General features: G+C 38.5%; 22 protein-coding genes. 17 read left to right on the forward strand and 5 right to left on the reverse strand.

Annotated features, from left to right (window positions below; genetic code table 11):
- Nucleotides 1-17 precede the first annotated feature (17 nt).
- Both NSU02_RS02465 and NSU02_RS02470 read left to right on the forward strand, forming a co-directional pair.
- The gene (locus NSU02_RS02465; RefSeq protein WP_339194098.1) at nt 18-743 is read left to right on the forward strand and encodes an ABC transporter ATP-binding protein; all 726 of its coding nucleotides are present in this window, start codon (nt 18-20) and stop codon (nt 741-743) included.
- Nucleotides 740-1294, forward strand: coding sequence for a stage II sporulation protein M (locus tag NSU02_RS02470; protein ID WP_339194100.1), 555 nt, complete (start codon nt 740-742; stop codon nt 1292-1294). The genes NSU02_RS02465 and NSU02_RS02470 overlap by 4 nt, the downstream gene beginning before the upstream one ends.
- Nucleotides 1295-2047: 753 nt before the next feature.
- Here the strand turns inward: NSU02_RS02470 and NSU02_RS02475 are convergent.
- Entirely contained in the window at nt 2048-3217 is a 1170-nt protein-coding gene (locus NSU02_RS02475; RefSeq protein ID WP_021292746.1) for an ISL3 family transposase, read from the reverse strand.
- Nucleotides 3218-3895: 678 nt separating this feature from the next.
- On the opposite strand from NSU02_RS02475, the gene NSU02_RS02480 reads away from it, so the two are divergent.
- A complete protein-coding gene (locus NSU02_RS02480; RefSeq protein ID WP_339194102.1) occupies nt 3896-4537 on the forward strand; it encodes a cupin domain-containing protein in 642 nt (213 codons plus the stop codon).
- Nucleotides 4538-5330: 793 nt separating this feature from the next.
- Here NSU02_RS02480 and NSU02_RS02485 read toward each other — a convergent pair.
- Nucleotides 5331-6095 (reverse strand): DeoR/GlpR family DNA-binding transcription regulator, encoded by a 765-nt coding sequence (locus NSU02_RS02485; RefSeq protein ID WP_063387636.1) that lies wholly within the window; start codon nt 6093-6095, stop codon nt 5331-5333.
- A gap of 311 nt (nt 6096-6406) precedes the next feature.
- Between NSU02_RS02485 and iolA the strand changes: the two genes are divergently transcribed.
- The 14 genes from iolA to NSU02_RS02555 all read left to right on the forward strand — a co-directional run bounded on the left by iolA (nt 6407) and on the right by NSU02_RS02555 (nt 22588).
- Nucleotides 6407-7870: a methylmalonate-semialdehyde dehydrogenase gene (iolA, locus tag NSU02_RS02490; protein ID WP_063387635.1), complete on the forward strand. Its 1464-nt coding sequence runs from the start codon at nt 6407-6409 to the stop codon at nt 7868-7870.
- A gap of 179 nt (nt 7871-8049) precedes the next feature.
- Entirely contained in the window at nt 8050-8865 is an 816-nt protein-coding gene (gene iolB, locus NSU02_RS02495) for a 5-deoxy-glucuronate isomerase (RefSeq protein ID WP_144598227.1), read from the forward strand.
- A gap of 26 nt (nt 8866-8891) precedes the next feature.
- On the forward strand, nt 8892-9869 hold the full coding sequence (gene iolC, locus NSU02_RS02500; protein ID WP_063387633.1) for a 5-dehydro-2-deoxygluconokinase: 978 nt from the start codon (nt 8892-8894) through the stop codon (nt 9867-9869).
- Between the two features lie 25 nt (nt 9870-9894).
- On the forward strand, nt 9895-11805 hold the full coding sequence (gene iolD / locus NSU02_RS02505) for a 3D-(3,5/4)-trihydroxycyclohexane-1,2-dione acylhydrolase (decyclizing) (protein ID WP_144598228.1): 1911 nt from the start codon (nt 9895-9897) through the stop codon (nt 11803-11805).
- 15 nt (nt 11806-11820) lie between these two features.
- On the forward strand, nt 11821-12714 hold the full coding sequence (gene iolE, locus NSU02_RS02510; RefSeq protein WP_339194106.1) for a myo-inosose-2 dehydratase: 894 nt from the start codon (nt 11821-11823) through the stop codon (nt 12712-12714).
- 157 nt (nt 12715-12871) lie between these two features.
- Complete coding sequence (locus NSU02_RS02515) at nt 12872-13870, forward strand: Gfo/Idh/MocA family oxidoreductase (protein WP_066248129.1); 999 nt, start codon at nt 12872-12874, stop codon at nt 13868-13870.
- Between the two features lie 13 nt (nt 13871-13883).
- On the forward strand, nt 13884-14903 hold the full coding sequence (iolG, locus tag NSU02_RS02520) for an inositol 2-dehydrogenase (protein WP_094245025.1): 1020 nt from the start codon (nt 13884-13886) through the stop codon (nt 14901-14903).
- Between the two features lie 102 nt (nt 14904-15005).
- Nucleotides 15006-16490: a sugar ABC transporter ATP-binding protein gene (locus NSU02_RS02525; protein WP_063387651.1), complete on the forward strand. Its 1485-nt coding sequence runs from the start codon at nt 15006-15008 to the stop codon at nt 16488-16490.
- Complete coding sequence (locus NSU02_RS02530) at nt 16490-17482, forward strand: ABC transporter permease (RefSeq protein WP_063387628.1); 993 nt, start codon at nt 16490-16492, stop codon at nt 17480-17482. The genes NSU02_RS02525 and NSU02_RS02530 overlap by 1 nt, the downstream gene beginning before the upstream one ends.
- Nucleotides 17483-17543: 61 nt before the next feature.
- Nucleotides 17544-18530 carry a sugar ABC transporter substrate-binding protein gene (locus NSU02_RS02535; RefSeq protein WP_339194107.1) on the forward strand — a complete coding sequence of 329 codons (987 nt, stop codon included), beginning with the start codon at nt 17544-17546 and terminating at the stop codon, nt 18528-18530.
- Nucleotides 18531-18740: 210 nt separating this feature from the next.
- Nucleotides 18741-19739 carry an inositol 2-dehydrogenase gene (iolG, locus tag NSU02_RS02540; RefSeq protein ID WP_063387650.1) on the forward strand — a complete coding sequence of 333 codons (999 nt, stop codon included), beginning with the start codon at nt 18741-18743 and terminating at the stop codon, nt 19737-19739.
- A gap of 117 nt (nt 19740-19856) precedes the next feature.
- The gene (locus NSU02_RS02545) at nt 19857-20723 is read left to right on the forward strand and encodes a class II fructose-bisphosphate aldolase (RefSeq protein ID WP_063387626.1); all 867 of its coding nucleotides are present in this window, start codon (nt 19857-19859) and stop codon (nt 20721-20723) included.
- A 780-nt stretch (nt 20724-21503) separates the two neighbouring features.
- Nucleotides 21504-22016: a DUF3231 family protein gene (locus NSU02_RS02550; RefSeq protein ID WP_066248132.1), complete on the forward strand. Its 513-nt coding sequence runs from the start codon at nt 21504-21506 to the stop codon at nt 22014-22016.
- A gap of 329 nt (nt 22017-22345) precedes the next feature.
- Complete coding sequence (locus NSU02_RS02555) at nt 22346-22588, forward strand: WGxxGxxG family protein (protein ID WP_130158037.1); 243 nt, start codon at nt 22346-22348, stop codon at nt 22586-22588.
- 686 nt (nt 22589-23274) lie between these two features.
- Here NSU02_RS02555 and NSU02_RS02560 read toward each other — a convergent pair.
- The 3 genes from NSU02_RS02560 to NSU02_RS02570 are packed head-to-tail and all read right to left on the reverse strand — an operon-like array spanning nt 23275 to nt 26722.
- On the reverse strand, nt 23275-24579 hold the full coding sequence (locus NSU02_RS02560) for a (Fe-S)-binding protein (protein WP_066248135.1): 1305 nt from the start codon (nt 24577-24579) through the stop codon (nt 23275-23277).
- A 1-nt stretch (nt 24580) separates the two neighbouring features.
- Nucleotides 24581-25990: an FAD-linked oxidase C-terminal domain-containing protein gene (locus NSU02_RS02565; protein ID WP_339194110.1), complete on the reverse strand. Its 1410-nt coding sequence runs from the start codon at nt 25988-25990 to the stop codon at nt 24581-24583.
- 24 nt (nt 25991-26014) lie between these two features.
- Nucleotides 26015-26722, reverse strand: a complete 708-nt coding sequence (locus tag NSU02_RS02570) for a FadR/GntR family transcriptional regulator (protein ID WP_063387623.1) — start codon at nt 26720-26722, stop codon at nt 26015-26017.
- Between the last annotated feature and the right edge of the window lie 110 nt (nt 26723-26832).

Genomic DNA, 26832 nt, shown 5'->3' on the forward strand with positions numbered 1-26832 from the left:
GGAGGTTTTCTTAAAAAATGATTAAGGTGAAAAATTTATCTAAAAGATATGATGAAAATATCGTTTTAGATAACCTTAATTTCCAAGTGGATACGGGTTGTATCTATGGGATTGTTGGTACGAATGGTGTTGGGAAAACTACCTTTCTACGTATCCTTGCAGGTTTATCCAAACCAGATCATGGTGAAATATACATTGATAACATAAAACGTGTTGGTAATAATAGTAATAAAAAAATAAGTTTTGTTCCTGATTCCGCTTCTTTATATGAATATTTAAGCGGGGAAGAATATCTTTTGTTCTTTGCATCTATTTTAGATGTTCCGAAAGAGTTGCGAAAAGATAAAGTTTCTTATTTAATTGACCTCTTCAATTTAACATCAGCAAAAGATGAATTGATTAAGACATATAGCCACGGAATGAAACAAAAGGTATCTATTGCATCAGCATTATTGAACGATCCAGATATATTATTATTAGATGAACCTTTGACAGGAATCGATTTAATCAATTCACATATTATAAGACAACATATAAAAAAGTTTGTAAAAGCAGATAAAACAGTTATTCTAACGACACATTTACTTGAATTGGCACATTCTCTATGCGATAAAATAGGGATTTTACATAAAGGTAAAATTGTCGAGGAATTTTCAACCAATAAATTAAGTCTCGATTCAATAGAAAAGCGTATTACATCAGTTTACTTAGGTAAAAATTCTGGAGAAATGATGAGCAAATGAATTTTCAGGGAAGGGGTATAAAAGATGTTGTTCGTAAGCTTGTATCGAATAACAAAATATTGTTTGTCATTTCTTTACTTTTATTTTTTGGGGGGATGGCAGGGGGGTATTTGTTTAGAATAGATGCAGTAAGAGGAGACTTAAACTATATACAGGCTTCTGATGTAGAAAACTTACTTTTTAATAATATAAAGGCATCACTAGTTATTGCTTCAGGATTACTTTCTCTTGGTATTTCTACTGTTATATTTTTGATAACTAATGGGTTAATAGTCGGTTCCTCTATTCAGCAGCAATTGGAGCTTGGATTGTCTATTTCAAGTATTTTTGTAAAGCTAATCCCGCATGGAATATTTGAGATACCTGCGATATTAATAAGTGGAATCATTGGATTAAAAGGCGTATCAATTATTATTGAATTTTTCCGTACTTCTTTAAGTACAAAACAGCTAATAAAACAGACGTTATTTGAAATAGCCCTATTAACCAGTATAATATTAATTTTCCTTACATTGGCAGCAATAATAGAATGGTATATAACCCCATTATAATATTGGAGGTCATGTCATGAGTGCAAAATTTGCAAATTTTCTATCAACTGCCCTTTTTTTCTTAGCATTGATCGTTATAGTACTAACTAAAAATCTATATTTAAGTTTATTCCCCTTAATTTTATCTATGTTTATTCTTGCTTGGCAATTAGGAGGAAAGATAAACAATAAAATGTTAAAATTCATTTTTTTGGGCTTTGAATTTCTGTTTCTTTTTATACTCTCATTTTTTTAATAAATCATCTTCTTACGAGGGGTATATAAATGAATAAACCAAGTATCAAGTTAGTATGGTTTGGAATATTGGTAAACTATATATTGCTTTATTTAAGTATTTTTGATTATTTAAACAATTATATGAAAAGCATTTTACCGGATTTAGACAGTATGGTCTCGGTCATATTGGTTTCTATAATTGGTATTCTTAATTTAGCTTCTATTTTCATAGGGGTTCTGATATTAAGCATTATAGCGTATATATTTGGTCGAATATTTCGTATTGGGATAACTAAGCGAGAATTTTTATTTATTTGTAGTATAGTTATGTTGGTGAACACTTCCATTCAGATTCCCATAGCTTTGGCAAACTTTATAAATGACTCAAATAATATTGTTTTGGTTAGCAATAATCTTTTATTTACTTTATTTAACCCTTTCTTATTGTTATCTATTTTTGTTTTCTACAAACTATTACTTAAATACGATGTACCCAAAAAAATGGTTCATCACCAAAAGATGTACTTGATTTTTACGTTAAAATGTGATAGAGGTCTCTAGACGGACACGCAAAGTAAAACGCTGGATATTTCGATACCCATATCCTCGCCTTTTGATCAATTTTATTTTGTTGTTGATTCCTTCCATTGGACCATTTGAGTAAGAAAAAACGATGCAAGAAAGCACTGCGTCTCTTCGGGTGATGAGTGCCTTGGCAATACTGCGTACGGCGGCACAGTCGCTAAAAAGGTACCGGTCAAACCATTGGGTCAAACGAGTTTCGGCTTGCTTTCTTGTTTGGCTTTTGGATACGTAACGGAAATGTTGAAGTGCTTGATAGACATCACGTAAATAAGCACTTTCTTGGCACCATTGTCGAACTTCCTGTCTCTCTTCTTCTGTTAATTTTTCTGGACGTTGGCTTAACAATCGGCACACGCGGCGAACGCTTCCATGTTTGGTTCCGCCTTTGGCAAGGTATTTGCGACAACGTTCCAGTGCATCGGTGAATAACTGAATCACATGGAAGTGGTCAAGAACATGGATGGCTTTTGGACATACCTTTTCAATGGCTTTTCTCATGGCAGGAGCCAAGTCGCTGACAACATACTTCACTTTGGAGGCGACGGGTTGAAGCGCCTCCACAATGGCTTCTTCATTTTTTCCAGAAGCAATGGAAAGGACATTCCGAGTCTGTGTGTCCATCACCGCTACTCCGTAATCATGTCCCTTTCGGAAAGCGAATTCATCCACACATACTACTGTAGGATTCGATGTTGGTAAAAGAGCCGGGGCATATTGATAAAACCAGCGTTCTACTGTCGTATAGGCGAGTTGTAACAAGCGAGCGACTTCTTGAATCGTTTTTCCGATGCATAACTGGGCGACCCAATGTTGAAACGATTCCGTCGCGATACTGTGAGACGGAAGTCCCGGATAAGAAACGGTGAACGTCAGAAAACAGGCTTGGCAACGCCGTCTTTCTATGGGAAGTTCAATCCAAAATAAACCGACCGTATTTGTATAGCCATGAATCCATTGTTTTCGTTTCGATGATATTTTGGTTGTCCGTCCGAAGCAAGTCGGGCAGATCGGACAATGAGGAGGGAGGGAAAGTTCAAAAATCCATCGTTCTCCCTCTTTTCGTTCTCCATGAATAAGAAAGCCTGGTAAAGTGATCAAATCTTTGATAAACTGAGATTGCATGCGAAATTTCCTCCATGGTTGATGGTTTGGTCACCTTTACCATACAGGAAATTTCGCATTTTTTGTACCCTTGATCAGAAAACAACCTGATTGTCAAGTACATTTTGTGGTGAAGAGCCAAAAAAATTATTATTAGTTATTGTTTAACATTTTATTTTTTACAATTAGGAAGTACTCTTCTTTCAAACAGAATGCTGAATTTATAACCATTGACCAAGGAAGGCTTAGGCAGTATGTGATTTGCTTATCCCAAAAAGTATAGTCTTACATTGGTCAGTTGTGCAACTATTTTCGAATTAAAACAAAGTCATTATTGTTTTCAAAAATGATTTTCACTGAAAAATAACTGGCCAAATCACAAAATAGAGATGACGTTGATATTGAGCTGCTTGATGTTTTTGCAACGATAAAAGTTCAACTATTTCGCTCCGATTAATGTGTACGTCTTCATGACAAAATTCCATCCTGCATATATAGCGAATCGGTCAAGGGGAAAATTGCCTTTGGCTGCGAGAAAGCTCAAGGAAGTTTCGGCATATTACCCTTTCTGGAAAAGATTATCCCTAATTATATTTTAGGTACGGGGAGATCTTTGGCTTTTTTATTTAGGTACTTGCACTACTAATACGTGTCTGCATAGATTATGGTGAAATATTTAAACACAAAGGATGAGTGCACATGGTTGCATATTTGGATTACACATCACCTAAAACGCAATTCACCTTCGATGTCAACAAGAGTAGATCGTTCACAAAGGATAAACACAACTTTATAAATATCTTGGGAATTAAACAGTTAAACACATTAGAAAACATATCTTTATTGGATATTTTTTTAAGCAAAAATAATGTTATAGAACCTCACTATCATCAAAATGCAGCTGAGCTGGTCTATTGTATTTCCGGTGCTGCCACTGTCTCGATGTTGAACCCATTTACAAAACAAATTCATAACTATCCAATTAAGCCGGGGCAGGTGGTAAATATCCCGCAAGCATGGTGGCATTACGAAGTAGCAACCAAGGATAATACACACCTTCTGGCAATATTTGATGCCCCGACTCCTGAGGTGATTTTAGGTTCAGATATCTTAAAGCTTACTCCGTCAAATATCATGGCGCATACTTATTGCCTGAATGAACAGGAATGGAAGAAAACTATAGCTCCTATTCAACCGAACACATTTATCGGCCCACATAAAAACTGTAAACGTAAGAAATATGAAAATGATCAAACTAGATCGACTCGCCAAAATCCAAATTATATCCATCATTACCCTTATAATTACCCATTCGCATCTTATAGTCCCAGTCTTTTCTAAGACAGAGCCTTTAAAGGAGGTATTTTTCCTTTGGCAGGTTTTGTTTAGGGATTTAAAAATTCCAGTCGTATGATACAGTTCCTGATTATAGAAATCTTATGGCAATTCTCTTTTTTTGTTGAAACCATCTTTTAGATGAGGAAAAGGTGGTTGGAAACATTGCTTTGTAAGCTGTTGGGGTATAATCACCGGAAGAATATTTCAGGAAGAGCCAATATGCGGCGGTGAGCGACATGTGGTGTAGCTCCTCAACTCATGAATTCGTTTCGCAAATATTCTTAAACCCTTGGGCAATCCAGTAAAAGGATTTGTCCAAGGGTTTTATGTTTGCCGAAGGAGGTTTTCATGATTTGCCTTAAAAATCTTTATACATACTTTGCAACAGTTCCCAAAACGAAAAAAAGGCGGGGGTTTTTGCATAACTAAGTTGATTTTTGATTAAGCGGTGTTGAAGGGAGGGCTTCTCTGTTTGCAAATTGTCCAATTGTAACCGCAGGTTTAAATCCTTTTTGCCAATTGGTTCGACCAGCAGCTTGAAAATAGAATAATCGAATGGCTTTCACTCTGTTGTGTCCGTTAAAATAAAAACATTTACACTTATCTACTGAATGAATCAATTACTTCCTGTTCCATAGAACAGCAGGAACGATTTCGAAAATCTATTAAAATATGTCTCCATCGTTAAAAGGTGAACAAGCTTGAGGAAGTCATGATGAGAACAAGGATTCAGTCACCTCAAAAACAATTTGACAAAAGAAAAAGCTGCTAGCCGCTTGTCAACGATGTTTTATGTTTAATTTTCATTATCAGCAATGACAAGCTGGATATTGTGTTTTTTGGCAAATTCCTGGTATTGCTCGCTCGGAGCAGTGTCCGTAATAATATAATCAACCTCATCAAGACGGCAATAAGTCATTAAAGCGTATTTATCAAATTTATCATGATCTACCAATAAATAAACTTGTTCACTTCTTTTTACAATTGTTTGTTTTATTTCGCTTTCAAGCGGGGAAGAGTTCGTTACGCCATTTGAAATGGAGATGCCGGTTGATGCCATGAAAGCTTTATTAATATTGTAGCTTTGTAATATATCCATATTTTTGAGACTGACGAACGATTTCGTTTTACGTTCAAATACTCCACCTGTTGTCAGAACGTTTAAGTTTGGATAAGGGTACGAATTTATAATAAAGTCCAAGTTGTTTGTGATGATCGTAACCTGTTTTGTTTGCAAATATTCCACCATTTCCAATGTTGTTGTTCCCGAATCAATATAAATAATATCGCCGTCCTCAACATATTTTGCGGCTGCTTTGGCAACGGCTTTTTTCTGCTTTTGATTGCGGGTTTGTCTGACCGTAAATGATTCTAATGTTGTATGATTAACAGCAACTCCTCCGTACACCTTTTTGATCGTTCCCCGTTCAACTAATTGTTGAACATCGCGCCGGATGGTGTTTTTTGACACATTGAATTCCTTAACAAGTTCGTCCAACGAAACGGTTTGATGTTCAAAAACATATTTTTCTATTTGTTCTATTCGTTTAGATTTTAACATGTGGATCCCTCTTGCTTTCTTTAGTTTTCACTGGCTAATATTTGAAACAAATTATAAAGTTAACCAAAACTTAACCATCAACGTTAATTATATCTATATTACCCTATAAGTTCAATAATAATGAAGATTTAGCCGATTAGTCGCAGAAATATTTTTAAATTTTTGTTGACTGAAAACGCTTTTAATATTATCATAAAAATCGAGATATAACCAAAATATAACTAATATATAACAATAATATCATCAATTTTTTAAAAAACATACCAACTATTTATGATCAACTAGTGTTGATGAATTAAGGGGGACAGAAAATGTCTAACGCATTAAAATTAAAAAATTACATTAATGGCGAATGGGTTGAAAGTAAAGCAACAAAATATGAAGATGTTTACAATCCTGCTACAAAAGAAGTAATTGGCCAAGTTCCGCTTTCTACAAAAGAGGAAGTGGATGAAGCTGTAGAAGTTGCCAAAAAAGCTTTTGAGGAATGGAAAAACGTCCCTGTTCCTCGCCGTGCAAGAATTCTATTTAATTTTCAGCAGCTGTTAATAAAGCATAGGGAAGAATTAGCGCGGATCATTACGATTGAAAATGGAAAAAGTTATTCTGAAGCATTAGGAGAAGTTCAGCGCGGAATAGAAAATGTAGAGTTTGCGGCAGGAGCGCCTACTTTAATGATGGGGGATTCCTTATCAACGATTGCGACTGATATTGAGGCGACCAATTACCGCTATCCGATCGGCGTGGTCGGCGGGATTACTCCGTTTAACTTCCCGATGATGGTGCCTTGCTGGATGTTCCCAATGGCAATAGCGCTTGGCAATACTTTTATATTAAAACCATCTGAAAGAACACCGCTCTTAATCGAAAAATTAGTCAACTTGTTTACAGAAGCGGGTCTTCCAAAAGGTGTATTAAATGTGGTAAATGGAGCGCATGATGTTGTCAATGGAATTTTGGATCATCCGGATATCAAAGCGATTTCGTTCGTTGGCTCCAAGCCGGTTGGCGAATACGTTTATAAACGGGCTAGTGAAAATTTAAAACGTGTTCAGGCGTTGACTGGAGCGAAAAACCATACGATTGTGTTAAAGGATGCCAACTTGGATGATGCTGTTACCAACATTATTTCTTCAGCATTCGGATCAGCAGGAGAACGATGCATGGCATGTTCAGTTGTGACGGTGGAGGAAGAAATTGCTGATCAATTTATCGCCAAGTTAAAAGAAGAAACAGAAAATATTAAAATGGGCAACGGCCTTGATGACGGTGTCTTGCTAGGACCGGTCATCCGAGAAGAAAATAAAAAACGCACGATCCGTTATATTGAAAAGGGTGTTGAAGAAGGCGCAACCTTGGTATGTGACGGACGCAATCGCGCAACTGACGACGGGTTTTTTATCGGACCTACGATTTTTGACAATGTTACAACCGATATGACCATTTGGAAGGACGAAATTTTTGCACCTGTCTTATCGATCATTCGGGTGAAACATTTAAAAGAAGCGATCGAAATTGCAAATAGATCTGAGTTTGCCAACGGCGCATGTATTTTTACAACGAACGCTCAAGCCATTCGCTATTTCCGCGAAAATATTGATGCAGGTATGCTAGGCGTTAACTTAGGAGTGCCGGCTCCAATGGCGTTCTTCCCGTTCTCCGGATGGAAGTCTTCGTTCTTTGGAACATTGCACGCCAACGGAAAAGACAGCGTTGATTTTTATACGCGCAAAAAGGTTGTCACAGCTCGCTATAAAACGCCAAGTTTTGAATAATAGATTGGTAATGTGATAGAAGATTCATCCTTCAGGCTCATTATTCAGCTTCATGAGCCTGAAAATGAATCGGAAAAGAGAGCGCGACGGCTTTGTCAAAAGCTTTAAGAAAACAATTGTTTTTTCGGTTTTCTTTCCTTTAAGAAAAAGAAAACCGCCGCCATGTGAGGGAGGTATATATGAGTCATTTGCTGCGAAAACCGAACAATAAAGAAATCGAAAAGGGAGTAATAGTTGTTCATGAAGTAACATCAGAAAACTCTCCTTTGGAATATGTGGGATTTAAAGTCATTGATTTAGATCCGAACGCAAAATATTCGGAATTATTAGGAAACCAAGAATGCTGCATCGTCGCCTTAACGGGAAAAATTAATGTTTCAGTCGGTGATGAAAATTTCAAAAATTTAGGCACGCGGGAAAGTGTTTTTGAAAAGATCCCGACGGACAGCGTATATGTTTCCAATCAGCGCCATTTTGAGGTTGAAGGAGTAACAAAAGCGCGCGTTGCCTTATGCTATTCCCCGTCTGAACGTCAGCTGCCTACGAAATGGATTAAAGCAGAAAATGTAGGAATCGAGCATAGGGGGATACTTAACAATAAACGTTTTGTCCACAATATTTTGCCTGATTCAGATCCAAGTGCGAATAGTCTTTTAGTGGTGGAAGTGTTTACGGAAAGCGGCAATTGGTCAAGCTATCCTCCGCATAAGCATGACCGTGATAACTTACCAAATGAGTCGCTATTGGAAGAGACCTATTATCATGAAATGGATCCGCCTCAAGGATTCGTTTTTCAGCGAGTTTATACGGACGATCGTTCACTAGATGAAACGATGACAGTTGAAAACGGTGATGTTGTCATCGTGCCGAAAGGATATCATCCGGTCGGCGTACCAGACGGTTATACCTCTTATTATTTAAATGTTATGGCAGGCCCGAAACGGATTTGGAAATTTTACAATGACCCTGATCATGAATGGATATTGAAACGTTAAAAAATACAAGGAGCTGTTTATCAAAGATGAGATATGATTTCAATACCGACAGAGAATTTGACATCATTGCAATTGGCCGTGCATGCATTGATTTAAACGCTGTGGAATACAACCGTCCGATGGAAGAAACGATGACTTTTACAAAATATGTTGGAGGCTCTCCGGCTAATATTGCCATTGGCTGTTCAAAATTAGGGCTGAAGGCTGGATTCATCGGAAAAATTTCAGACGATCAGCATGGCCGTTTTATTGAGCAGTATATGCGCAATGTTGGGGTTGACACATCCCATATGGTCGTTGATCAGGAGGGGCATAAAACCGGATTGGCTTTTACAGAAATTAAAAGTCCGGAAGACTGCAGCATCTTAATGTATCGTGAAAATGTAGCAGACCTCTATTTGAAACCGTCCGAGGTAGATGAGGAATATATCAAAAGATCCAAAATTTTGCTTGTTTCCGGTACGGCGCTATCTAAAAGCCCTTCGAGAGAAGCTGTTTTGAAAGCGATCTCTCTGGCGAAAAAACATGATGTGAAAGTCATATTTGAATTGGATTATCGCCCGTACACTTGGATATCTACTGATGAAACTTCTGTTTATTATTCATTGGTGGCGGAAAAGGCAGACGTTGTGATCGGCACCCGCGACGAATACGATATCATGGAAGGAACAAAAGACGGGAAAAACGAGGAGACCGTTCGCTATTTGTTTCAGCATTCGCCCGACCTGATTATCATTAAGCATGGCGTTGAAGGCTCTTATGCGTATGCGAAATCAGGTGAAACATTTCAAGCGAATGCTTATCGGACAAAAGTATTAAAAACGTTCGGTGCAGGGGATGCATACGCTTCAGCCTTCTTGTATGCGCTAATTACAGGCAAGGACATTGAGACGGCTTTAAAATACGGGAGCGCCTCAGCAGCTATTGTCGTCAGCAGACACAGCTCTTCTGATGCAATGCCGAAAGCAGAAGAAATCGAACAACTCATTGCCGAAAGATCATAATTGAATACGATCAGGGGTGAAAAAGATGGGAACTATCCGGTTGACAACAGCTCAAGCTTTAATCAAATTTTTGAACCAACAATACATTCACGTTGACGGTAAAGAATTTCCTTTTGTGGAAGGAATCTTCAATGTGTTCGGACATGGCAATGTTTTAGGAATTGGTCAGGCGCTTGAGCAAGATCCCGGCCATTTAAAAGTGATTCAAGGGAAAAATGAACAAGGAATGGCGCATGCAGCCATTGCTTACAGCAAACAAATGCTTCGGCAAAAAATATTTGCCGTCACCACGTCGGTTGGACCGGGGTCGGCCAACTTGGTCGCGGCAGCGGGTACAGCTCTTTCCAATAATATTCCCGTCCTTCTGCTCCCTGCAGATACCTTTGCAACCCGCCAGCCTGATCCTGTTTTGCAGCAAGTGGAACATGAATATAGTACGGCGGTGACAACCAATGATGCGCTCAAGCCCGTATCAAGATATTGGGATCGGATCACACGCCCTGAACAGTTGATGTCAAGTTTAATCAGAGCTTTTGAAGTGATGACAGATCCGGCCAAAGCGGGTCCTGCGACCATCTGCATTTCGCAAGATGCCGAAGGGGAAGCGTTTGATTTTGATGAGAAATTTTTTGAAAAACGGGTGCACTATCTTGACCGCAAATTGCCGACCGATCGAGAGCTAAAGGGAGCTGCAGAATTAATAAAATCAAGCAAAAAACCACTTATCATTGTGGGCGGCGGTGCAAAATATTCCCAAGCGAGGGATATTTTAATCAAGCTTTCCGAGAAGCACGATATTCCGCTTGTCGAAACGCAAGCCGGAAAATCGACAGTCGAATCAACATTTAAAAATAATTTGGGCGGAATCGGAGTAACCGGAACATTAGCTGCCAATAAAGCGGCTAAAGAAGCGGATTTGATTATTGGAGTGGGAACAAGATATACAGATTTTACGACTTCGTCGAAAACAGCGTTCAATTTTGAACAGGCAAAGTTTTTGAACATTAATGTCAGCCGTTTGCAGGCTTATAAAATGGATGGTTTTCAAGTAGTCGCAGATGCCAAAACAACTTTGGAGCTGTTATTCCCGCTGTTGGACGGGTATAAAAGCGAATTCGGAGATCAAATTGTCGAATTAAAAGAGGAGTGGCTGAGAGAGCGCGACCGTTTAAGCAAGATAGTGTTTGACAGGGAAAACTTTACACCGGAAATAAAAGATCAGTTTTCCCAAGAAGTGCTGAATGAATATGCAGATGCGTTAAATACAGAATTGGCGCAGACCACTGCATTATTGGCGATTAATGAAGCGGTTTCGCCTGACAGTATCATCATCGGTTCAGCTGGTTCATTGCCTGGAGATCTTCAACGCTTATGGCATTCAACAGAACCTAACACATACCATATGGAATACGGGTATTCGTGTATGGGATATGAAGTGTCGGGTGCTTTAGGAATCAAGCTTGCGCAGCCTAACAAAGAAGTTTATGCCATGGTCGGCGACGGCAGCTTCCTCATGCTGCATTCTGAATTGGTTACAGCCATTCAATATAATCATAAAATTAATATTTTGCTGTTTGACAACTCAGGATTTGGCTGTATTAGCAACCTGCAAATGGGCAATGGAATGGGAAGCTATTATTGCGAATTCCGAACACATGACAATCAAATCATGAACATTGATTATGCAAAAGTGGCTGAAGGCTACGGAGCCAAAACTTACCGTGCCAATACAGTCGAAGAATTGAAAGCAGCATTAGAAGATGCCAAGAAACAAAATGTATCTACTTTAATAGAAATGAAAGTGCTTCCAAAGACCATGACAAATGGCTATGAAAGCTGGTGGCATGTCGGGGTTGCGGAAGTCTCTGAAAAGGAAAGTGTGCAAAAAGCATTTAAAGAAAAACAAGAAAATTTAAAAACTGCCAAACAATATTAAAGAAGGAGACAAACAATGGGAGAGCAAGACATCTTATGGGGAATTTCGCCGATCGGCTGGAGAAATGATGATATACCGGAAATCGGAGCTGAAAATACGTTGCAGCACCTTTTAAGCGACATTGTTGTCGCAGGTTTTGAAGGCACCGAAGTTGGCGGCTTTTTCCCTGAGCCGAAAGTGTTAAACAAGGAATTGAAGCTGCGAAACTTAAAAATAGCAGGACGGTGGTTTAGCAGTTTTATTATCCGCGACGGCATAGAAGAAGCTAAACGGGCTTTCCATCAGCATTGTCAATACTTGTATGAAGTTCATGCAGATGTGGCAGTAGTTTCTGAGCAGACTTACAGCATTCAAGGTACCGATAAAAATGTTTTTTCCGAAAAGCCGCACTTTACAGATGCCGAGTGGACCCAATTGTGCGAAGGCCTGAACGAACTGGGAAAAATCGCTGTGCAGTACGGTTTGAAATTAGTTTATCACCATCATATGGGAACGGGGGTTCAAACCCTTCCGGAGATTGATCGGTTAATGGAAAACACTGATGCAAACTACGTGCACCTGCTCTATGACACAGGCCACATCTATGTTTCCGATGAAGATTGCCAGCAGCTATTAAACAAGCATATTGACCGCATAAAACATGTGCACTTTAAAGATGTAAGAAAAAAGATAATGGAGGAGTGCAAAAAAGAGGGAAAATCATTCATGAAGTCCTTCTTAAGCGGAATCTTTACGGTACCAGGGGACGGCTGCATTGATTTTACCGTACTTTATCAAAAACTATTGGACCATCAATACAAAGGATGGATTATCGTTGAAGCCGAACAAGATCCGTCAATAGCCCATCCATTGGAATACGCTTTAATTGCTCGTAAGTATATAAATGAAAAATTATTAAACAACTCTTAAGCAGGGCATGGAGGATGAAACAAACAACAGTTTCGCTCTTTAAAAAAATGTCACCCGTTAATCGAAACAATCGATTCGTAACTTTGATTGTAATGGGATGCTGGGCGGTCATGATTTTACCTTTGCCGTTCAGAAAATTTTGTGAAAGGTGATCAAAATGGAAAAAGTAAAGTGGGGAATTATGAGTGCAGCTAATATTGCTTACGAGCAGCTTCTTCCTGCCCTGAGACAATCCTCTCGTTCCGAAGTTGTAGCGATTGCGAGCAGAAGCAAAGAAAAAGTCGCCCGATTCAATATTCCAAAGGTTTATAGTGATTACGATCAATTGTTAGAAGATGAATCGATTGATGTAGTTTATATTCCTCTTCCAAATGCCCTGCACGCCGAATGGGCAATAAAAGCTGCACAGAAGGGAAAGCATATTTTAGTAGAAAAGCCTGCAGCTGTTAGTACGAAAGAATTATTGAAGGTTCAGGAAGCTGTAGAGCAAAACAACGTAATTTTTATGGAAGCCTTTATGTATCAATTCCATAAACAACATGCACGTGTAAAGGATTTATTGGCTTCGGGGATGATCGGAAGCATATTGCATGTAAAATCACATTTTTCTTGGAGTTTGCAAGACCGGGATGATATTCGTTTAAACCCCGCATTAGGCGGAGGAGCTATGTGGGATGTCGGGTGTTACGGAGTTCATGCGATGAGCCAGATCATCGGAATAAAACCAGAGAAAGTTGTTATGTTGGGGGAAGTTGACCCTGAACATAAAGTGGATATGTTATCAACTTGTATTTTTGTAGATGAGTTTGGAAGAACAGCCGAAATTACCGCCAGCATGAAGCTGCCATTTATTAATCGGTATGAAATTATAGGAGAGCGCGGAACCATTTTAGTAGATTCCTCTTTTCGGCCTGATGTGTCATCAGATCAAAAGGGCAAAGTAATTGTAAAAGATGACAATAACGAAATAATACTGTTTGAAACATATAAAGATAATCAGTATTTCAATCAAGTGGAGCATGTAAATGATTGCATTATCAACGGAAAACAACCAGTTTATGGAATCCGAAATTCTATTCAAGTTATTCATTATATAGAAAAAGGTTATGAATCTTTGCGCAATCAATCCGTAGTAGCAAGTCTAAATAAATTTTAGGAAGGTAATGAAAATGAACAGAAAAATTCGCTGTGCAGTGATCGGGCTAGGACGTCTTGGATATTGGCATGCCGTAAACGTTAAGACAAAAATCCAATCCGCCGAACTAGTATACATTTGTGATAGAAATGAAGAGCTTGCCAAAAAAGTTTCCATAGAATTAGATGTTCCTAACTTCACTACAAATCCAAGTGATATTTTTTCCAATGATCGGATTGAGGCTGTTATCATTGCTTCTCCTACGAGTACGCATTTTGAACTGTTGAAGGAAGCAGCTTTTAGCAATAAAGCAGTTTTTGTTGAAAAACCGCTTGTCAGCAATTTAGACGAAGCGAAAGAAATTTTTGCAATAATGAAGCGGCATAACACAATTTGTCAGGTCGGCTTTATGAGACGGTTCGATCCAGCATACGCTGAAGCCAAAAAAAGAATTTTAAGAGGAGATATCGGAAAACCAATTTATTTTCGGGGAATTTCCCGCGATCCAGCATCGCCTCCTGAAGAATTTATAAAAAATAGCGGCGGTATATTTATTGATATGGCCATTCATGATTTTGACATTGCAAGGTATTTAATGGAATCAGACGTTGAAGCAGTATCAGCTCACGGCAAAGTTTTAAAATATCCGTTTATGTCCAAATATCAAGATGTGGATCAATCTCTCTGTTATTTAGAATTTGAATCGGGAGCCGTTGGTGACGTTGAATCCAGCAGAAATGCCCATTATGGCTATGATATACGTGCGGAAGTAATAGGTACGGAAGGAACGATTTTTATTGGCGGCTTGCGTCAACATAACATTCAAGTTTTGACCAGTTCTGGCGCAGTTCATGATATTGTTCAAGATTTTCCGACTAGATTTAAAGACGCCTATTATCTCGAGCTGGAAGACTTTTTCAATGCTTTACTAGAGGGGTATCAACCTAAAGTAACTGTTGAAGATGGAGTAAAAGCTCAAGAAATTGCTGTTGCGGCACAAGAATCGTTTTTTAAGCAAGAAAAAGTTTCCTTGAAAACATCTAAAATATTATGATTTTGTCTTCAGAATAGCTGTTGATTCTCTTAATAGATTAGTTCCTATACGCAGAGAAAGGAGGAAAAAACATTGGCTAGTGCTGAAGGAAGCTTACTGGTGATGAAGGGCATTAAAAAAAGCTTTTCAAATAATCATGTTTTGAAGGGCATTGATTTTGAAGTGAAACCTGGGGAAGTTCATGTGCTGTTAGGCGAAAATGGGGCTGGTAAATCAACGTTGATTAAAATTTTGACGGGAGCTTATCAAAAAGATGAAGGAGAAATTTATTGGGAAGGCCAGCCGGTTCAAATCAGCTCACCTTTGGATGCCATGCAGCTTGGAATAGCAACGATATACCAAGAACTAAACGTGATTCCAGAGCTGAAAGTCTATGAAAATATATTTTTAGGCCGGGAAATTAAAGGGAATGGAAAATTTTCATTTATCAACCACAAACAAATGAAAGAAAGCGCGAAGCAATTTTTGCAGATGCTTGGACAAGATCCAGCTATTGCAGAGCAGCCGCTCGGTTACTTAGGAATAGGTCAGCAGCAGCTAGTTGAAATTGCGAAAGCTCTTACTTTAGATGCGAAATTAATTATCATGGACGAACCAACAGCGAGTTTGAGCCAGTCGGAGGTAGAACAGTTATATAAAACGGTCGAACAATTAAAAGAAAAAGGAATTGCTATCATATTTATTTCTCATAGACTTGAAGAAATTAAACGAATTGGCGATCGAATCACTATTTTAAGAGACGGCTTTAAAATCGATACACTTCCAGTAAAGACAACGAGCACGGATCATTGGATTGAATTGATGGTAGGTAGAACTCTTGAAGAAAAATATCCAAAACAAACCTTTACGTTAGGGGAAGAAGGCTTTCGAGTCGAAGATTTAAAAGTTAGCGGCTTTAAAGAACCTGTCAGCTTTAGTATTCGCCGCGGCGAAATTGTCGGTATTTCCGGGCTTGTTGGTGCCGGCAGAACGGAGCTGGCAAGAGCCATTTTTGGTGCAGATAAAAAGGAAAAAGGGAAGATCTATGTTGACGGAAAATTAGTCGACATTAAATCACCTAGGGACGCCATCTCTGCCGGAATAGCCTTTATTACAGAGGATAGAAAAAGTGAAGGTTTGCTGCTGGATCAACCGTTATACATGAACATTGTCCTTGCTAATATGGATAACTTTAGAAAAAAGAGCAAATTAATAGATTTGAAAAAAATCAAGCAGGGAGCCATGGACTATGTAAAAGAATTGAAAATCCGCCCGGGAAATATTGAACTGAATGCAAGAAAGCTGAGCGGAGGGAACCAGCAAAAAGTCGTTATAGCCAAATGGCTTTGTACAAAAGCGAAAGTCTTTATATTTGATGAACCGACACGTGGTATCGACGTTGGCGCTAAAGTGGAAGTATATCGGTTGATGAATCAATTAGTTGAAAATGGAGCCATCGTTTTAATGATTTCATCTGATTTGCCAGAAATTTTAGGAATGTGCGATCGCGTACTGGTGATGTCTGAAGGAAAAATAACAGCAGACTTTCCTATAAATGAAGCTTCGCAAGAGAAGATTATGAAAGCGGCTACAGGAGGGAGTAATTGATGAGAGAGTTAGCGGTGAACAGCTCGGAAACGAATGTTGAAAAGAAATCTGTCAAGCATTACCTTAGTAAGTTTGGCGCTCTGATCGGGCTTATCATTTTATGTACAGTTCTCACGATTCTATCGGATAAGTTTTTAACCATCAACAACATCATGAATATCGCCAGACAGTCATCCATTAATGCATTGTTGGCTTTAGGGATGCTCTTGCCGATTTTGACTGCAGGTATCGACTTATCGGTCGGATCCATTTTAGCTATTTCAATCATGTTAATGGGGATTGTTTCCGTTAATATGGGCATGCATCCCATTTTAGGAATTCTTGTTTGCTTATTAGTAGGATGTTTTTTTGGGTGGCTAAACGGAATATTGCTGACAAAGCTTAAATTGCCTCATCCGTTTATTTCTACTCTTGGAACAATGAACATAGCACGTGGTTTAGCGTTGATTGTAACAGCAGCTGCACCTATTGCCGGCTTCCCATATTTAATTCAATTTTTGGGGAGAGAATTTGTCGGTCCAATTCCTGTGAGTTTTTTGCTAGTTATCGTGATGTATATCATTTTCCATATATTTTTAACTAGAACAAAAACCGGAAGATATATTTATGCAATTGGAGGAAATAAAGAAGCAGCTCATTTATCCGGAATCAATGTTGATCGTGTTCTTGTCATTGTTTATACGATCAGTGGTTTTATGGCATCGCTGGCAGGATTAGTTATGGTAGGAAGAGTAAATTCTGCCTTCCCGCTAGCAGGTTTATCATATGAATTGGATGCTATTGCAGCGGTAATTATTGGCGGAGCAAGCTTTTTTGGTGGAGTTGGAACAGTTTGGGGAACTCTGATAGGAGCTTTAATTATTGCTGTGTTGAGAAATGGCCTTAACTTATTGAATGTTTCAGCCGATTTTCAAATGGCAGTCATAGGATTTGTTATTATAGCGGCTGTTTATGTAGATGTGATTAGACAGAGAAAAAGCAAGAAAGACTAACTTTTTCAAAAATAGTGTTAATATTTAAAAATTTATTTATAAATTCAAGGGGGATGATTTTATGAAAAAATGGGTGAAATCTTTAGGTGTTGTAGCAATGGCTGCTAGCATGATTATTGCATCCGGATGTGGGGGTGAAAAATCTTCAGGGGGAAGTAGTGAGAAAGAAGGCAACGATTTAGAAGGAAAAACAATATCAGTCGTTTTAAAAACGTTAAGCAGCCCATATTGGAAATATGTAGAGGCTGGTGCGAAAGCAGCTGGAAAAGAATTGGGTGTTGAAGTAAATGTTGTAGGACCAGCTTCAGAGTCTCAAGTGATCGAACAAGTAAATATGATTGAGGACCAAATCAATCAATCGCCGAGGGCATTAGTTGTTTCGCCAACTCAGCCTTCAACTGTTGTTCCTTCACTAGAACAGGCTACACAACAGGGCATTCCTGTATTGCTCATTGATACAGACGCAGAACTGAAAGATAAAACAACATTTATTGGAACAGAAAACTTCACAGCTGGTCAGGAAGCTGGAAAATTGCTTGCATCAATGTTGAATAAAGGGGATGAAGTAGCTCTTATTAGCGGTGCTCTTGGGAACACTGCAACAGATGAGCGTATAAAAGGAGCCAAAAAAGCTTTAGAAGATGCTGGGATGAAAGTAGTAGCTGAACAACCGGCAGATAGTGATAAATCAAAAGCGATGTCAGTAATGGAGAATATATTACAGAACAATAAAAATATTAAAGGTGTATTTGCTGCAAACGATGATATGGCACTTGGAGTGCTCCGGGCAGTTGAAGCTAAAGGAATGAAAATCCCGGTCATTGGCACAGACGGTACAGTTGAAGCTGTTGAATCGATTATAGCCGGAAAATTAGCCGGAACAATTGCTCAAAGCCCTTATGACATGGGATATTTAGGAGTTGAAAATGCAATTAAAGCTATAAAAGGTGAAAAAGTTGAAAAAAGAATTGACAGCGGCATTGATGTCATCACAAAAGAAAATGCGCAAGAAAAATTAGAATTCTTGAAAAGCATTACGAAAGAATAAATTTTTGTTAACTGATGAAAAGATGGTTGTTCGCAACAACAAGTCTGTCGGACACGTAAAAGCATTAAATAGCTCGAGCTTCTTTAGCTCGAGCTCATTAATATAATGATCCTTTATTTACTTAAATAAAAAACTTTTAATGATGAGCAAGCAGATTTCATCATGCCAAATGATGGTCATTTTCTTGGTGAAAATGGAGGAGATCGGAACATGATAAACATTGGAATTATTGGAGCAGGGAGAATCGGGCGGCTGCATGCAGAAAACATGCAGCATATACCAAATGTAAAGATTAAAGGAATATCGGATGTAATGATTGCTCAAATGGAAGATTGGGCAAAAGAAAAGAACATTTCAATAGTTACGGATAATTATGAGGATCTTTTACGTGATCCGGAAATCCATGCCATTTTTGTTTGCTCTCCAACTACTACGCATGCCGAAATTATTAAAAAGGCTGCGGCGGCCGGTAAGCATATCTTTTGTGAAAAACCGGTTAGTTTTTCAGTTGAAGAAACAGTAGAGGTAATTAATGAAGTTGAAAAGGCTGGCGTCAAATTTCAAGTAGGATTTAACAGACGCTTTGATCCGAATTTTAAAAGGCTACACGATCTTGTTCAACAAGGACAAATTGGAACACCTCATATTTTAAAAATTACTTCAAGGGATCCAAAACCGCCAACCATTGATTACGTGCGGACTTCAGGCGGTTTATTTATGGATATGATGATCCACGATTTCGATATGGCTCGTTATATTGTAAACAGTGAAGTAGTTGAAGTTTTTGCTCAAGGAGCCGTTTTAATAGATTCAGAAATTGGCAAAGCCGGTGATATCGACACGGCAGTTGTAACACTAAAATTTGAAAATGGTGCATTAGGTGTCATTGATAATAGCAGACAGGCCGTTTATGGATATGATCAGAGAGTAGAAATTTTTGGAGATAAAGGGGCGGCAACTGCTGATAATTGCCGGCCGACAACAGTTGAATTATCAACATCTGACCATGTTGTGAAGGATAAACCGCTCTATTTCTTTCTTGAACGTTATTCTGAAGCCTATATTGAAGAAGTTAAGCAATTTGTTCATGCTTGCATGGATAATGAATCTGTTTTGTGCAGTGGATTTGATGGCTTGCAAGCACAAAGAATTGCCAAAGCTGCGCAAGAGTCATTTGAAAAAGGAGTACCGGTGAAAGTCGAGTTTTAACAAACCATTTAAGAAAAAAATTCGTTGTTTTTCATTGAAGATCTTGTATAGAAAACGTAATAGCAAGTACAGATTTTCCCTAGAAAATAGTCGGTATAGGAAAAGGATGATGAATAAATGCCTTTAGTGACAATGCGAGAGATATTCGCAAGTGCGGAAGAGGACAATTTTGGAATCGGCGCATTTAGTGTTGCAAATATGGAAATGGTTATGGGGGCGATCCAAGCGGCAGAGGAATTACGATCGCCCATTATATTGCAAATTGCTGAAGTTCGTTTGAAGCATTCTCCGCTTCATTTAATCGGCCCATTAATGGTTGAAGCTGCGAAACAATCTGTTGTCCCAGTAGCGGTTCATTTTGATCACGGTTTAACTTATGAAAAAATTAAGCAGGCACTTGATATCGGCTTTACATCTGTCATGTATGATGGATCACATTTACCTTTAAAAGAAAATATAGAAAAGACAAAAGAAATTGTTAAACTGGCGAACTTCTACGGTGCAACCGTTGAAGCTGAGATTGGAAGAGTCGGAGGAAGCGAAGATGGGTCAGAAGATATCGAAATAACTATTACAGGGGTTGAAGAAGCTGAGAAATTTGCGGAAGAAACAAAAGTAGATGCATTAGCAATTGCAATCGGGAACGCCCACGGCGTATATAAAGGTGAACCAAATTTGCGGTTTGACCGTTTGAAGGAAATTGATGAGCGAGTTGAAATACCGCTTGTATTGCACGGTGGATCGGGAATCGAAGAGAATGATTTTAAAGAATGCATTAAGTTAGGAATTAGAAAAATTAATGTTGCTACTTCAACCTTCAACAATGTTATCAATCATATAAATAAAAATGTCCAATCTTCTTGCTATACAGATTATTTTGTGTTTCATCAAGATGTTATCCGTGCCGCATATGAAAATGTCAAATACCATATTGAGATTTTCGGAAGCTCCAATCGAATAGAAAAATTGATGCAAAAAATATAGTTTTCTGTACGCTTATTCCCAAAAGATTTATTCCTGCCGGGGAATCGAAAAGCTCATCCAAGAAAATATTGAGAAACTGGCGGCTTTTTCTTTACCCATGCTGAAAACAGTCACAGGATATGGCAGTGAAGAAAACTATATGCAGTTGGTGTTGAGAAAGAGCCTCGATTTGATTTTCTGATTTCTTATGGCACCTACGTACAAGAACAACACACAAATACAAAAAGGACACAAAAATGCGAAAAACTGGACGTATTGTGAGCAAGATAATTGTTTTATCTGCCCAAATGGAAGGAAAGTTGCGTTAAAAAAATACCAAAACAAAAAGGACCCGTCTGGTTATGAATAAAGCTTCAAAATCTATGAATGTGAAGACTGTCGTCATTGCCCTCTAAAATCAAAATGCACGAAAGTGAAAGGGAACTGTAAAATTATTACAATAAAAGGATATGTAGGGTGCATGTAATAAAATTGACCACTTTTTTGAGAACTGGTCTATAGAATAAGTGAGGACTACTTCCTTACTAAGAAGAAAGGGAGGTAGTCCTTTTTTGTAGTCAAATTTCCTATCGAGAAGTACTGTTAGAAGGATTGAAAATTTAACTAAATTTTGATGAGCTAATCCATGCATTACACAAACTTTTTTGTTCATTCCTTCGTACAAAAATCCAATAACATAATAAGTTTTTTAAAACTTCACTTTCCTTTGCATAATTGTATTTCAATCAATCCATATTATCTAAAGAATGGTGATATATGAATTTTGTTAGGAGGTTTATTATGGGAATTTTAAGCGGTAATCCAAAAGAAGAGCCAATGCACTACGGAGAAATATTTGGCGTATGGTCGTATTTACAAACGGCTAAAGGATTTGTTGCCGGATATCAAACATTGCTCAACCACACAGGCGATAAGGATTTAAAACGTTTTATAGAGGATAGCATCGAAAACGTTTTAAAACCGGAAATACAAGAAATAGAAAACTTGTTAAAAGAAAATGGAATAGCACTTCCGCCATCACCCCCAGAACGGCCAAAAGCATGTTTGGAAGATATTCCAGCTGGTGCGAGATTTGCCGACCCGGAAATAGCTGCAATGCTTAGCAAAGATATTTCTGCTGGTTTAGTGGCATGCAGTACAATTATAGGAGAGTGCATCAGGGAAGATATTGCTTTAATGTTTGGTCAATTTCACGTAAAAAAAGCGCAATATGGTGCTAAATTGCTTAGAATAAACAAAGAAAAAGGCTGGCTAGTTCCACCGCCGCTCAACGTGAAAAGTTCGGATTGCTAAATATGGAAAAGCTTGCGATGCCGCAAGCTTTTACTTTTTAAAAATCGTCTTTTGTATGCCAACCATTCATCACGTTTGTGGAATAACAGTAAATCCCCAATCCCTGCCTTAAAACATTTGATAATAGCTTCCCTTCTTTTATAGAAGATATATACCTTGTAATTGCATTCATTTCTCTTTTTTTACCATCTATTTTTTCTTTAAAGCACTCGTTTATTGAATTGAATAGGTTTAAAAATGACGCCCTAAACGGCTTCTATATCTAAAGAATAATTGTTCTTTTGATGGACATATTAAATGTTAACAATTATTAAAAGGAGGTGAAAACCATGTTAAAAAAAATTCTCCATTCATTTTGCGCTCTATCAGTTGCGTTGATGCTTTTTGGGATAGTTGCCTACGCTGAAAATGACAGCATAGACGTCAATAACAACACAAACAAAATTACTCAAATGGCTCAAAATACAGATGTTGATAATAGCGATGATAATGAAGATACAGATTGGGGATGGATTGGTTTAGTTGGTCTTGCAGGACTGTTAGGGTTAAGAAGAAATGACAGAAGAGATTAGACCCAATATATTTATTAAAAATCAATAAATGTTTTTTTTTTTTTTGATCTTTTTTAAATATTTCGAGAAATAAAAATTGGTCCGGTTTAGTTTGTTACCAAACTAGGGATTCTTTGGCTGAGAATGGCAATATCAAGGTGTTTATGACTTCGAATTAATCGTACTTGGCTGTTCTCGGATATGCGGAATTTACAAACCTATATGAATAAACAGAAACATTAATAAAACGTCATATAAAGCTTCATTTTCTTACTTTTACAGACAGATTCTCTATGCCAATACGAAAAACGTTGCTCTGAAACATCGTCCAATTCAATTTAACTGGACACATTTTGGAGATTTTCAGCGTGAAGAAAATCCGATTGTATTAGCGGATCGAATTCTTTTCCGGCTGACTTGATTACACCGGCTAACAATCAAAAGGGTTATTTGAACTTGAGACTGGCTATAATCTTTCCTTTCCATCCGTGTGTCGGAGCAGGTAAAATAGATGATCGATGGAAATTATCGAAAAAAGAATGAAGGTGGAAGAAGTTGATTAAAAAGGAATTAAATGATAAGTGAAAACTTTTAAAAAACGCACCTGAAAAAAAGATGGAAGTTTTCCTTTCAGGTGCGGAATGTCATTTTTAATGCTTCTATCAAATGTACAATAAACACGTATCCATCATAAGTGTAAGCAAAATTTATGAAATTCCGGCAGCTTCGGCCAAATATTCGACTAGATGCAATGCCCGCACAGAATCAGACAGTTTTTCGCGTTCGATACCAAGCTTCATCTGTATGAGACATCCTGGGTTGGTCGTAATCACGACTGATGCTCCGGTCGCTTTCGTATGCTTCATTTTCTCATCAAGGATGTCCATTGAGGCATCATAGTTAATAATATTATAGATTCCTGCTGAACCGCAGCACATGTTTGCTTGCTCCATCTCAACAAAATTAATTCCTGAAATACTTTTTAGAAGGTTTAAAGGCTCCTCAGTCACTTTTTGAACATTGGTCATATGACACGAAGGCTGATATGTGACTCGTTCTTCCGGATTTGACCGAAGATTAGGCAGTCCGCCGCAAGCGACTAGCACTTGGCTGATATCTCTTGATTTTGCAGTGAACGCAGCCGCTCTATCAGCCCATTCTGGATCATCTGCGAGCAGGTGGTCATATTCATGCAGCATAGCTCCGCATCCTCCGGCATTATTCACAATAAAATCAACGTTCTCTTGTTCAAATGCGGCGATGTTTTGTTTTGCGAGACGCTTGGCTTCCTCTATTTCACCAGAGTGCGCATGCAGTGCGCCGCAGCATGTCTGATTAGGAATGACAATGACATCACAACCCGCTTCTGCAAGCAGCTGTACAGACAACCGGTTGATGCGATGGAACATAGCATCCATGATACATCCGGTGAAAAATGCAACTGTATATTTTTTTTCACCTTTTGCTTTCGCTTTGGAAGGAGCTTGTTTACGCTCTGCTGGTGAAACTGCCTGAGACATTGTCGCTTCGAATTCACCTAAATGATAAGGCAGCTTTTTCATAATACCAGTTTTGCGCATCGCTTTTTGCAATCCGCTTTTCTCATAAAGCCAAAACGTATTGCCGATCACATTCATGGCTGTTTTACTAGGGAATACGTTCTGAAACATTGTCTTTCTCAGCAGACGAACAGGAGCTTTAAATTTCTTGCGTTTCACAAGTGCAGCCCTTGCTGATTCAAGGATGGAACCATATTCCACTCCAGTCGGACAAGCCGTTTCACAAGCCCGGCATCCAAGGCATAAATCCAACGGCTCTTCAAGCACTGATAGATCCGTGATTTTTCCTTCGCCAACCATTTTGACTAAATTAATACGTCCGCGCGGTGAATGTGTTTCTATTCGCGTAGTTACATATGTCGGGCAGACGGGCAGACAATAACCGCACTGTACACAGCTGTTCGTTTTATTATATTGAAATTCTTCCCTTAGTTCTTCAAGAGATTCTTTCATGTTAACTCAACTCCAATTTCTGCCCCTTTTCGGGGAAAATTTTTCCTGGATTCATGATGTTATTTGGATCCCAAACTTTTTTAATCCGCTTCATCATATCCAGACCGACTGGTCCTAATTCCATTTCCATAAAAGGAGCCTTCATAGTTCCGATGCCGTGTTCGCCTGAAAGCGTTCCGCCAAGTTCAACTGCTGCTGTGAAAATTTCAGCGACAGCTTGTTCTACGCGGCGCATTTCTTCTTTGTCGTTTTTGTCGCAAATAATGTTTGGATGCAGGTTGCCATCACCTGCGTGACCGAATACGACGAGGTGAATATTATATTTATCTCGAATTTCCTGCAATCTTGCGCACATTTGAGGTATTTTGCTTCGTGGTACGGTGGCATCTTCTGAAATTTTGGTCGGTTTTATACGTACGATAGCCGGAGATACCAGCTTTCGAGCTTTCCAGATCTCCGCTTTTTCCGCTTCATTTTTTGGAATGCGAACAGCTCTTGCTCCGACAAGATAACATAGTTCCGCTGCTTGTTTGATCTCATCCTTTAAAGCTAAAGGATGGCCGTCGAGCTCAATGAGAATAATCGCTTCTGCATCTACAGGTAGCCCTAAAGGCTCGTAATTTTCGACCGCCACAATCGAAGCTTGATCCATTAACTCCATTTTGGCAGGCAAAATACCTGACGATAAAATTTTTGAAATGGCGCTTCCCGCATCAACAAGGCTGTCAAATACCGCCATAATGGTTTCGGAAGCGGGCGGCTTTGGAAGAAGGCGCAAAATTGCTTTTGTAATGATGCCTAAGGTTCCTTCTGATCCGACAATGAGTTTTGTTAAATCATAACCGGTTACATTTTTTACAGTGCGTCCGCCAGTATGAATGATTTCACCCTCAGGAGTGATAACCTCCAAACCAATCACATAATCTTTCGTTACTCCGTATTTTAATCCTCTTGGACCTCCAGAGTTCTCAGCTAAATTTCCGCCAATAGTAGACACATGTGAACTGCTTGGATCTGGAGGATACATTAATCCTTTTTTCTCGGCTGCTTTGTGAATATCCGCTGTTAATACTCCCGGGGATACAACGGCGATTAAGTCTTCTTCATGAATTTCAAGTACATCATCTAATACCGATAAATCCAATACCATACCGCCTTTGACAGGCAGCGGGCCACCGCTTAATGATGTGGCTTGACCGCGAGGATAAACTGGGATTTTCTCGCGATTGGCAAGCTTCACAAGGGATGCTAATTCTTCCACGCTCTTTGTTTGAATGACCACATCCGGCAGAAATGTTCCGAAAGAGCCGTCGAATGAATAGCTGAAACGGTCGCTCTCATCAGTGAGTACTTTACCGGCTTTAACTATTGATTTAATCTCTTCAATATGACTCGGTGTAACTACCTTCATATGAATCTCTCACTTTCCAATTTTCTATATCGTATAATCTCTTAAAAGCAGACTTAATTTTTTCTCAGCATTTTTTAAATGGATGAGACATTGGATTTTGGCGAGGTCCGGTTCTTCTGCTTCGATTGCTTGTAAAATATTGTAATGTTCTTGATATACAGCTTTTCGTTTTTGTTTTAACTCCACGTTAGGTCGCAACGTAATCTTTAATGTTTTTTCATAAAGAGAGGATAGATTTTCAAGTGTTTGAATTAAAACTGGATTATGTGTAGCCAAAATAATCGAACGATGGAATTCGATATCGGCCTCTGTTGAAATGTCTCCTTCTTCTAAAGATTCATTTTCCATTGTTTTTAAAATTCGTTTCATTTGCTCTAGCTGTTCAGGTGTACGTCGGAGTGCTGCTAAATATGCTGCTTCCGGCTCCAAAATTTTTCTCATTTCAAATAAATATTTAATGCTGTCCACATCATCGCTCTCAATTCGAATACGCTGTAATAATGATGAATTTGTTGATTCTTCTACATAACTCCCGCCGCCTTGACGCGAGGAAATGACACCTGCTGCACGCAGCATACTTAAAGCCTCGCGAATAGGTACTCTACTTACACCGAATTGAGCAGCCAACTCCATTTCTGTCGGCAGCTTAGAGCCTGGTGGAAATTTTCCGATTTCAATTTGTTTCAATAATTCACGAGATATCATTTGCGAAACTTTTTCTTTTTTGGCCATGACTCCCTCTCCTTTCGTAGTTCTAAAAATAGGGAATGAACTATATTTGTATAACAAATTTGTTGATTTATATAACAAATTTATAATAATTTTTCAGTGATTTTTTTGAA

Source organism: Aeribacillus sp. FSL W8-0870, from assembly GCF_037963755.1.
GTDB classification, from domain to species: Bacteria; Bacillota; Bacilli; order Bacillales; family Aeribacillaceae; genus Aeribacillus; species Aeribacillus composti.

What these genes read in the sequence shown, in the direction of transcription:
- NSU02_RS02465 (WP_339194098.1), top strand. Translation starts at nt 18, where the DNA reads ATGATTAAGGTGAAAAATTTATCTAAAAGATATGATGAAAATATCGTT.
- NSU02_RS02470 (WP_339194100.1), top strand. Translation starts at nt 740, where the DNA reads ATGAATTTTCAGGGAAGGGGTATAAAAGATGTTGTTCGTAAGCTTGTA.
- NSU02_RS02475 (WP_021292746.1), bottom strand. Translation starts at nt 3,217, where the DNA reads ATGCAATCTCAGTTTATCAAAGATTTGATCACTTTACCAGGCTTTCTT.
- NSU02_RS02480 (WP_339194102.1), top strand. Translation starts at nt 3,896, where the DNA reads ATGGTTGCATATTTGGATTACACATCACCTAAAACGCAATTCACCTTC.
- NSU02_RS02485 (WP_063387636.1), bottom strand. Translation starts at nt 6,095, where the DNA reads ATGTTAAAATCTAAACGAATAGAACAAATAGAAAAATATGTTTTTGAA.
- iolA (WP_063387635.1), top strand. Translation starts at nt 6,407, where the DNA reads ATGTCTAACGCATTAAAATTAAAAAATTACATTAATGGCGAATGGGTT.
- iolB (WP_144598227.1), top strand. Translation starts at nt 8,050, where the DNA reads ATGAGTCATTTGCTGCGAAAACCGAACAATAAAGAAATCGAAAAGGGA.
- iolC (WP_063387633.1), top strand. Translation starts at nt 8,892, where the DNA reads ATGAGATATGATTTCAATACCGACAGAGAATTTGACATCATTGCAATT.
- iolD (WP_144598228.1), top strand. Translation starts at nt 9,895, where the DNA reads ATGGGAACTATCCGGTTGACAACAGCTCAAGCTTTAATCAAATTTTTG.
- iolE (WP_339194106.1), top strand. Translation starts at nt 11,821, where the DNA reads ATGGGAGAGCAAGACATCTTATGGGGAATTTCGCCGATCGGCTGGAGA.
- NSU02_RS02515 (WP_066248129.1), top strand. Translation starts at nt 12,872, where the DNA reads ATGGAAAAAGTAAAGTGGGGAATTATGAGTGCAGCTAATATTGCTTAC.
- iolG (WP_094245025.1), top strand. Translation starts at nt 13,884, where the DNA reads ATGAACAGAAAAATTCGCTGTGCAGTGATCGGGCTAGGACGTCTTGGA.
- NSU02_RS02525 (WP_063387651.1), top strand. Translation starts at nt 15,006, where the DNA reads ATGAAGGGCATTAAAAAAAGCTTTTCAAATAATCATGTTTTGAAGGGC.
- NSU02_RS02530 (WP_063387628.1), top strand. Translation starts at nt 16,490, where the DNA reads ATGAGAGAGTTAGCGGTGAACAGCTCGGAAACGAATGTTGAAAAGAAA.
- NSU02_RS02535 (WP_339194107.1), top strand. Translation starts at nt 17,544, where the DNA reads ATGAAAAAATGGGTGAAATCTTTAGGTGTTGTAGCAATGGCTGCTAGC.
- iolG (WP_063387650.1), top strand. Translation starts at nt 18,741, where the DNA reads ATGATAAACATTGGAATTATTGGAGCAGGGAGAATCGGGCGGCTGCAT.
- NSU02_RS02545 (WP_063387626.1), top strand. Translation starts at nt 19,857, where the DNA reads ATGCCTTTAGTGACAATGCGAGAGATATTCGCAAGTGCGGAAGAGGAC.
- NSU02_RS02550 (WP_066248132.1), top strand. Translation starts at nt 21,504, where the DNA reads ATGGGAATTTTAAGCGGTAATCCAAAAGAAGAGCCAATGCACTACGGA.
- NSU02_RS02555 (WP_130158037.1), top strand. Translation starts at nt 22,346, where the DNA reads ATGTTAAAAAAAATTCTCCATTCATTTTGCGCTCTATCAGTTGCGTTG.
- NSU02_RS02560 (WP_066248135.1), bottom strand. Translation starts at nt 24,579, where the DNA reads ATGAAAGAATCTCTTGAAGAACTAAGGGAAGAATTTCAATATAATAAA.
- NSU02_RS02565 (WP_339194110.1), bottom strand. Translation starts at nt 25,990, where the DNA reads ATGAAGGTAGTTACACCGAGTCATATTGAAGAGATTAAATCAATAGTT.
- NSU02_RS02570 (WP_063387623.1), bottom strand. Translation starts at nt 26,722, where the DNA reads ATGGCCAAAAAAGAAAAAGTTTCGCAAATGATATCTCGTGAATTATTG.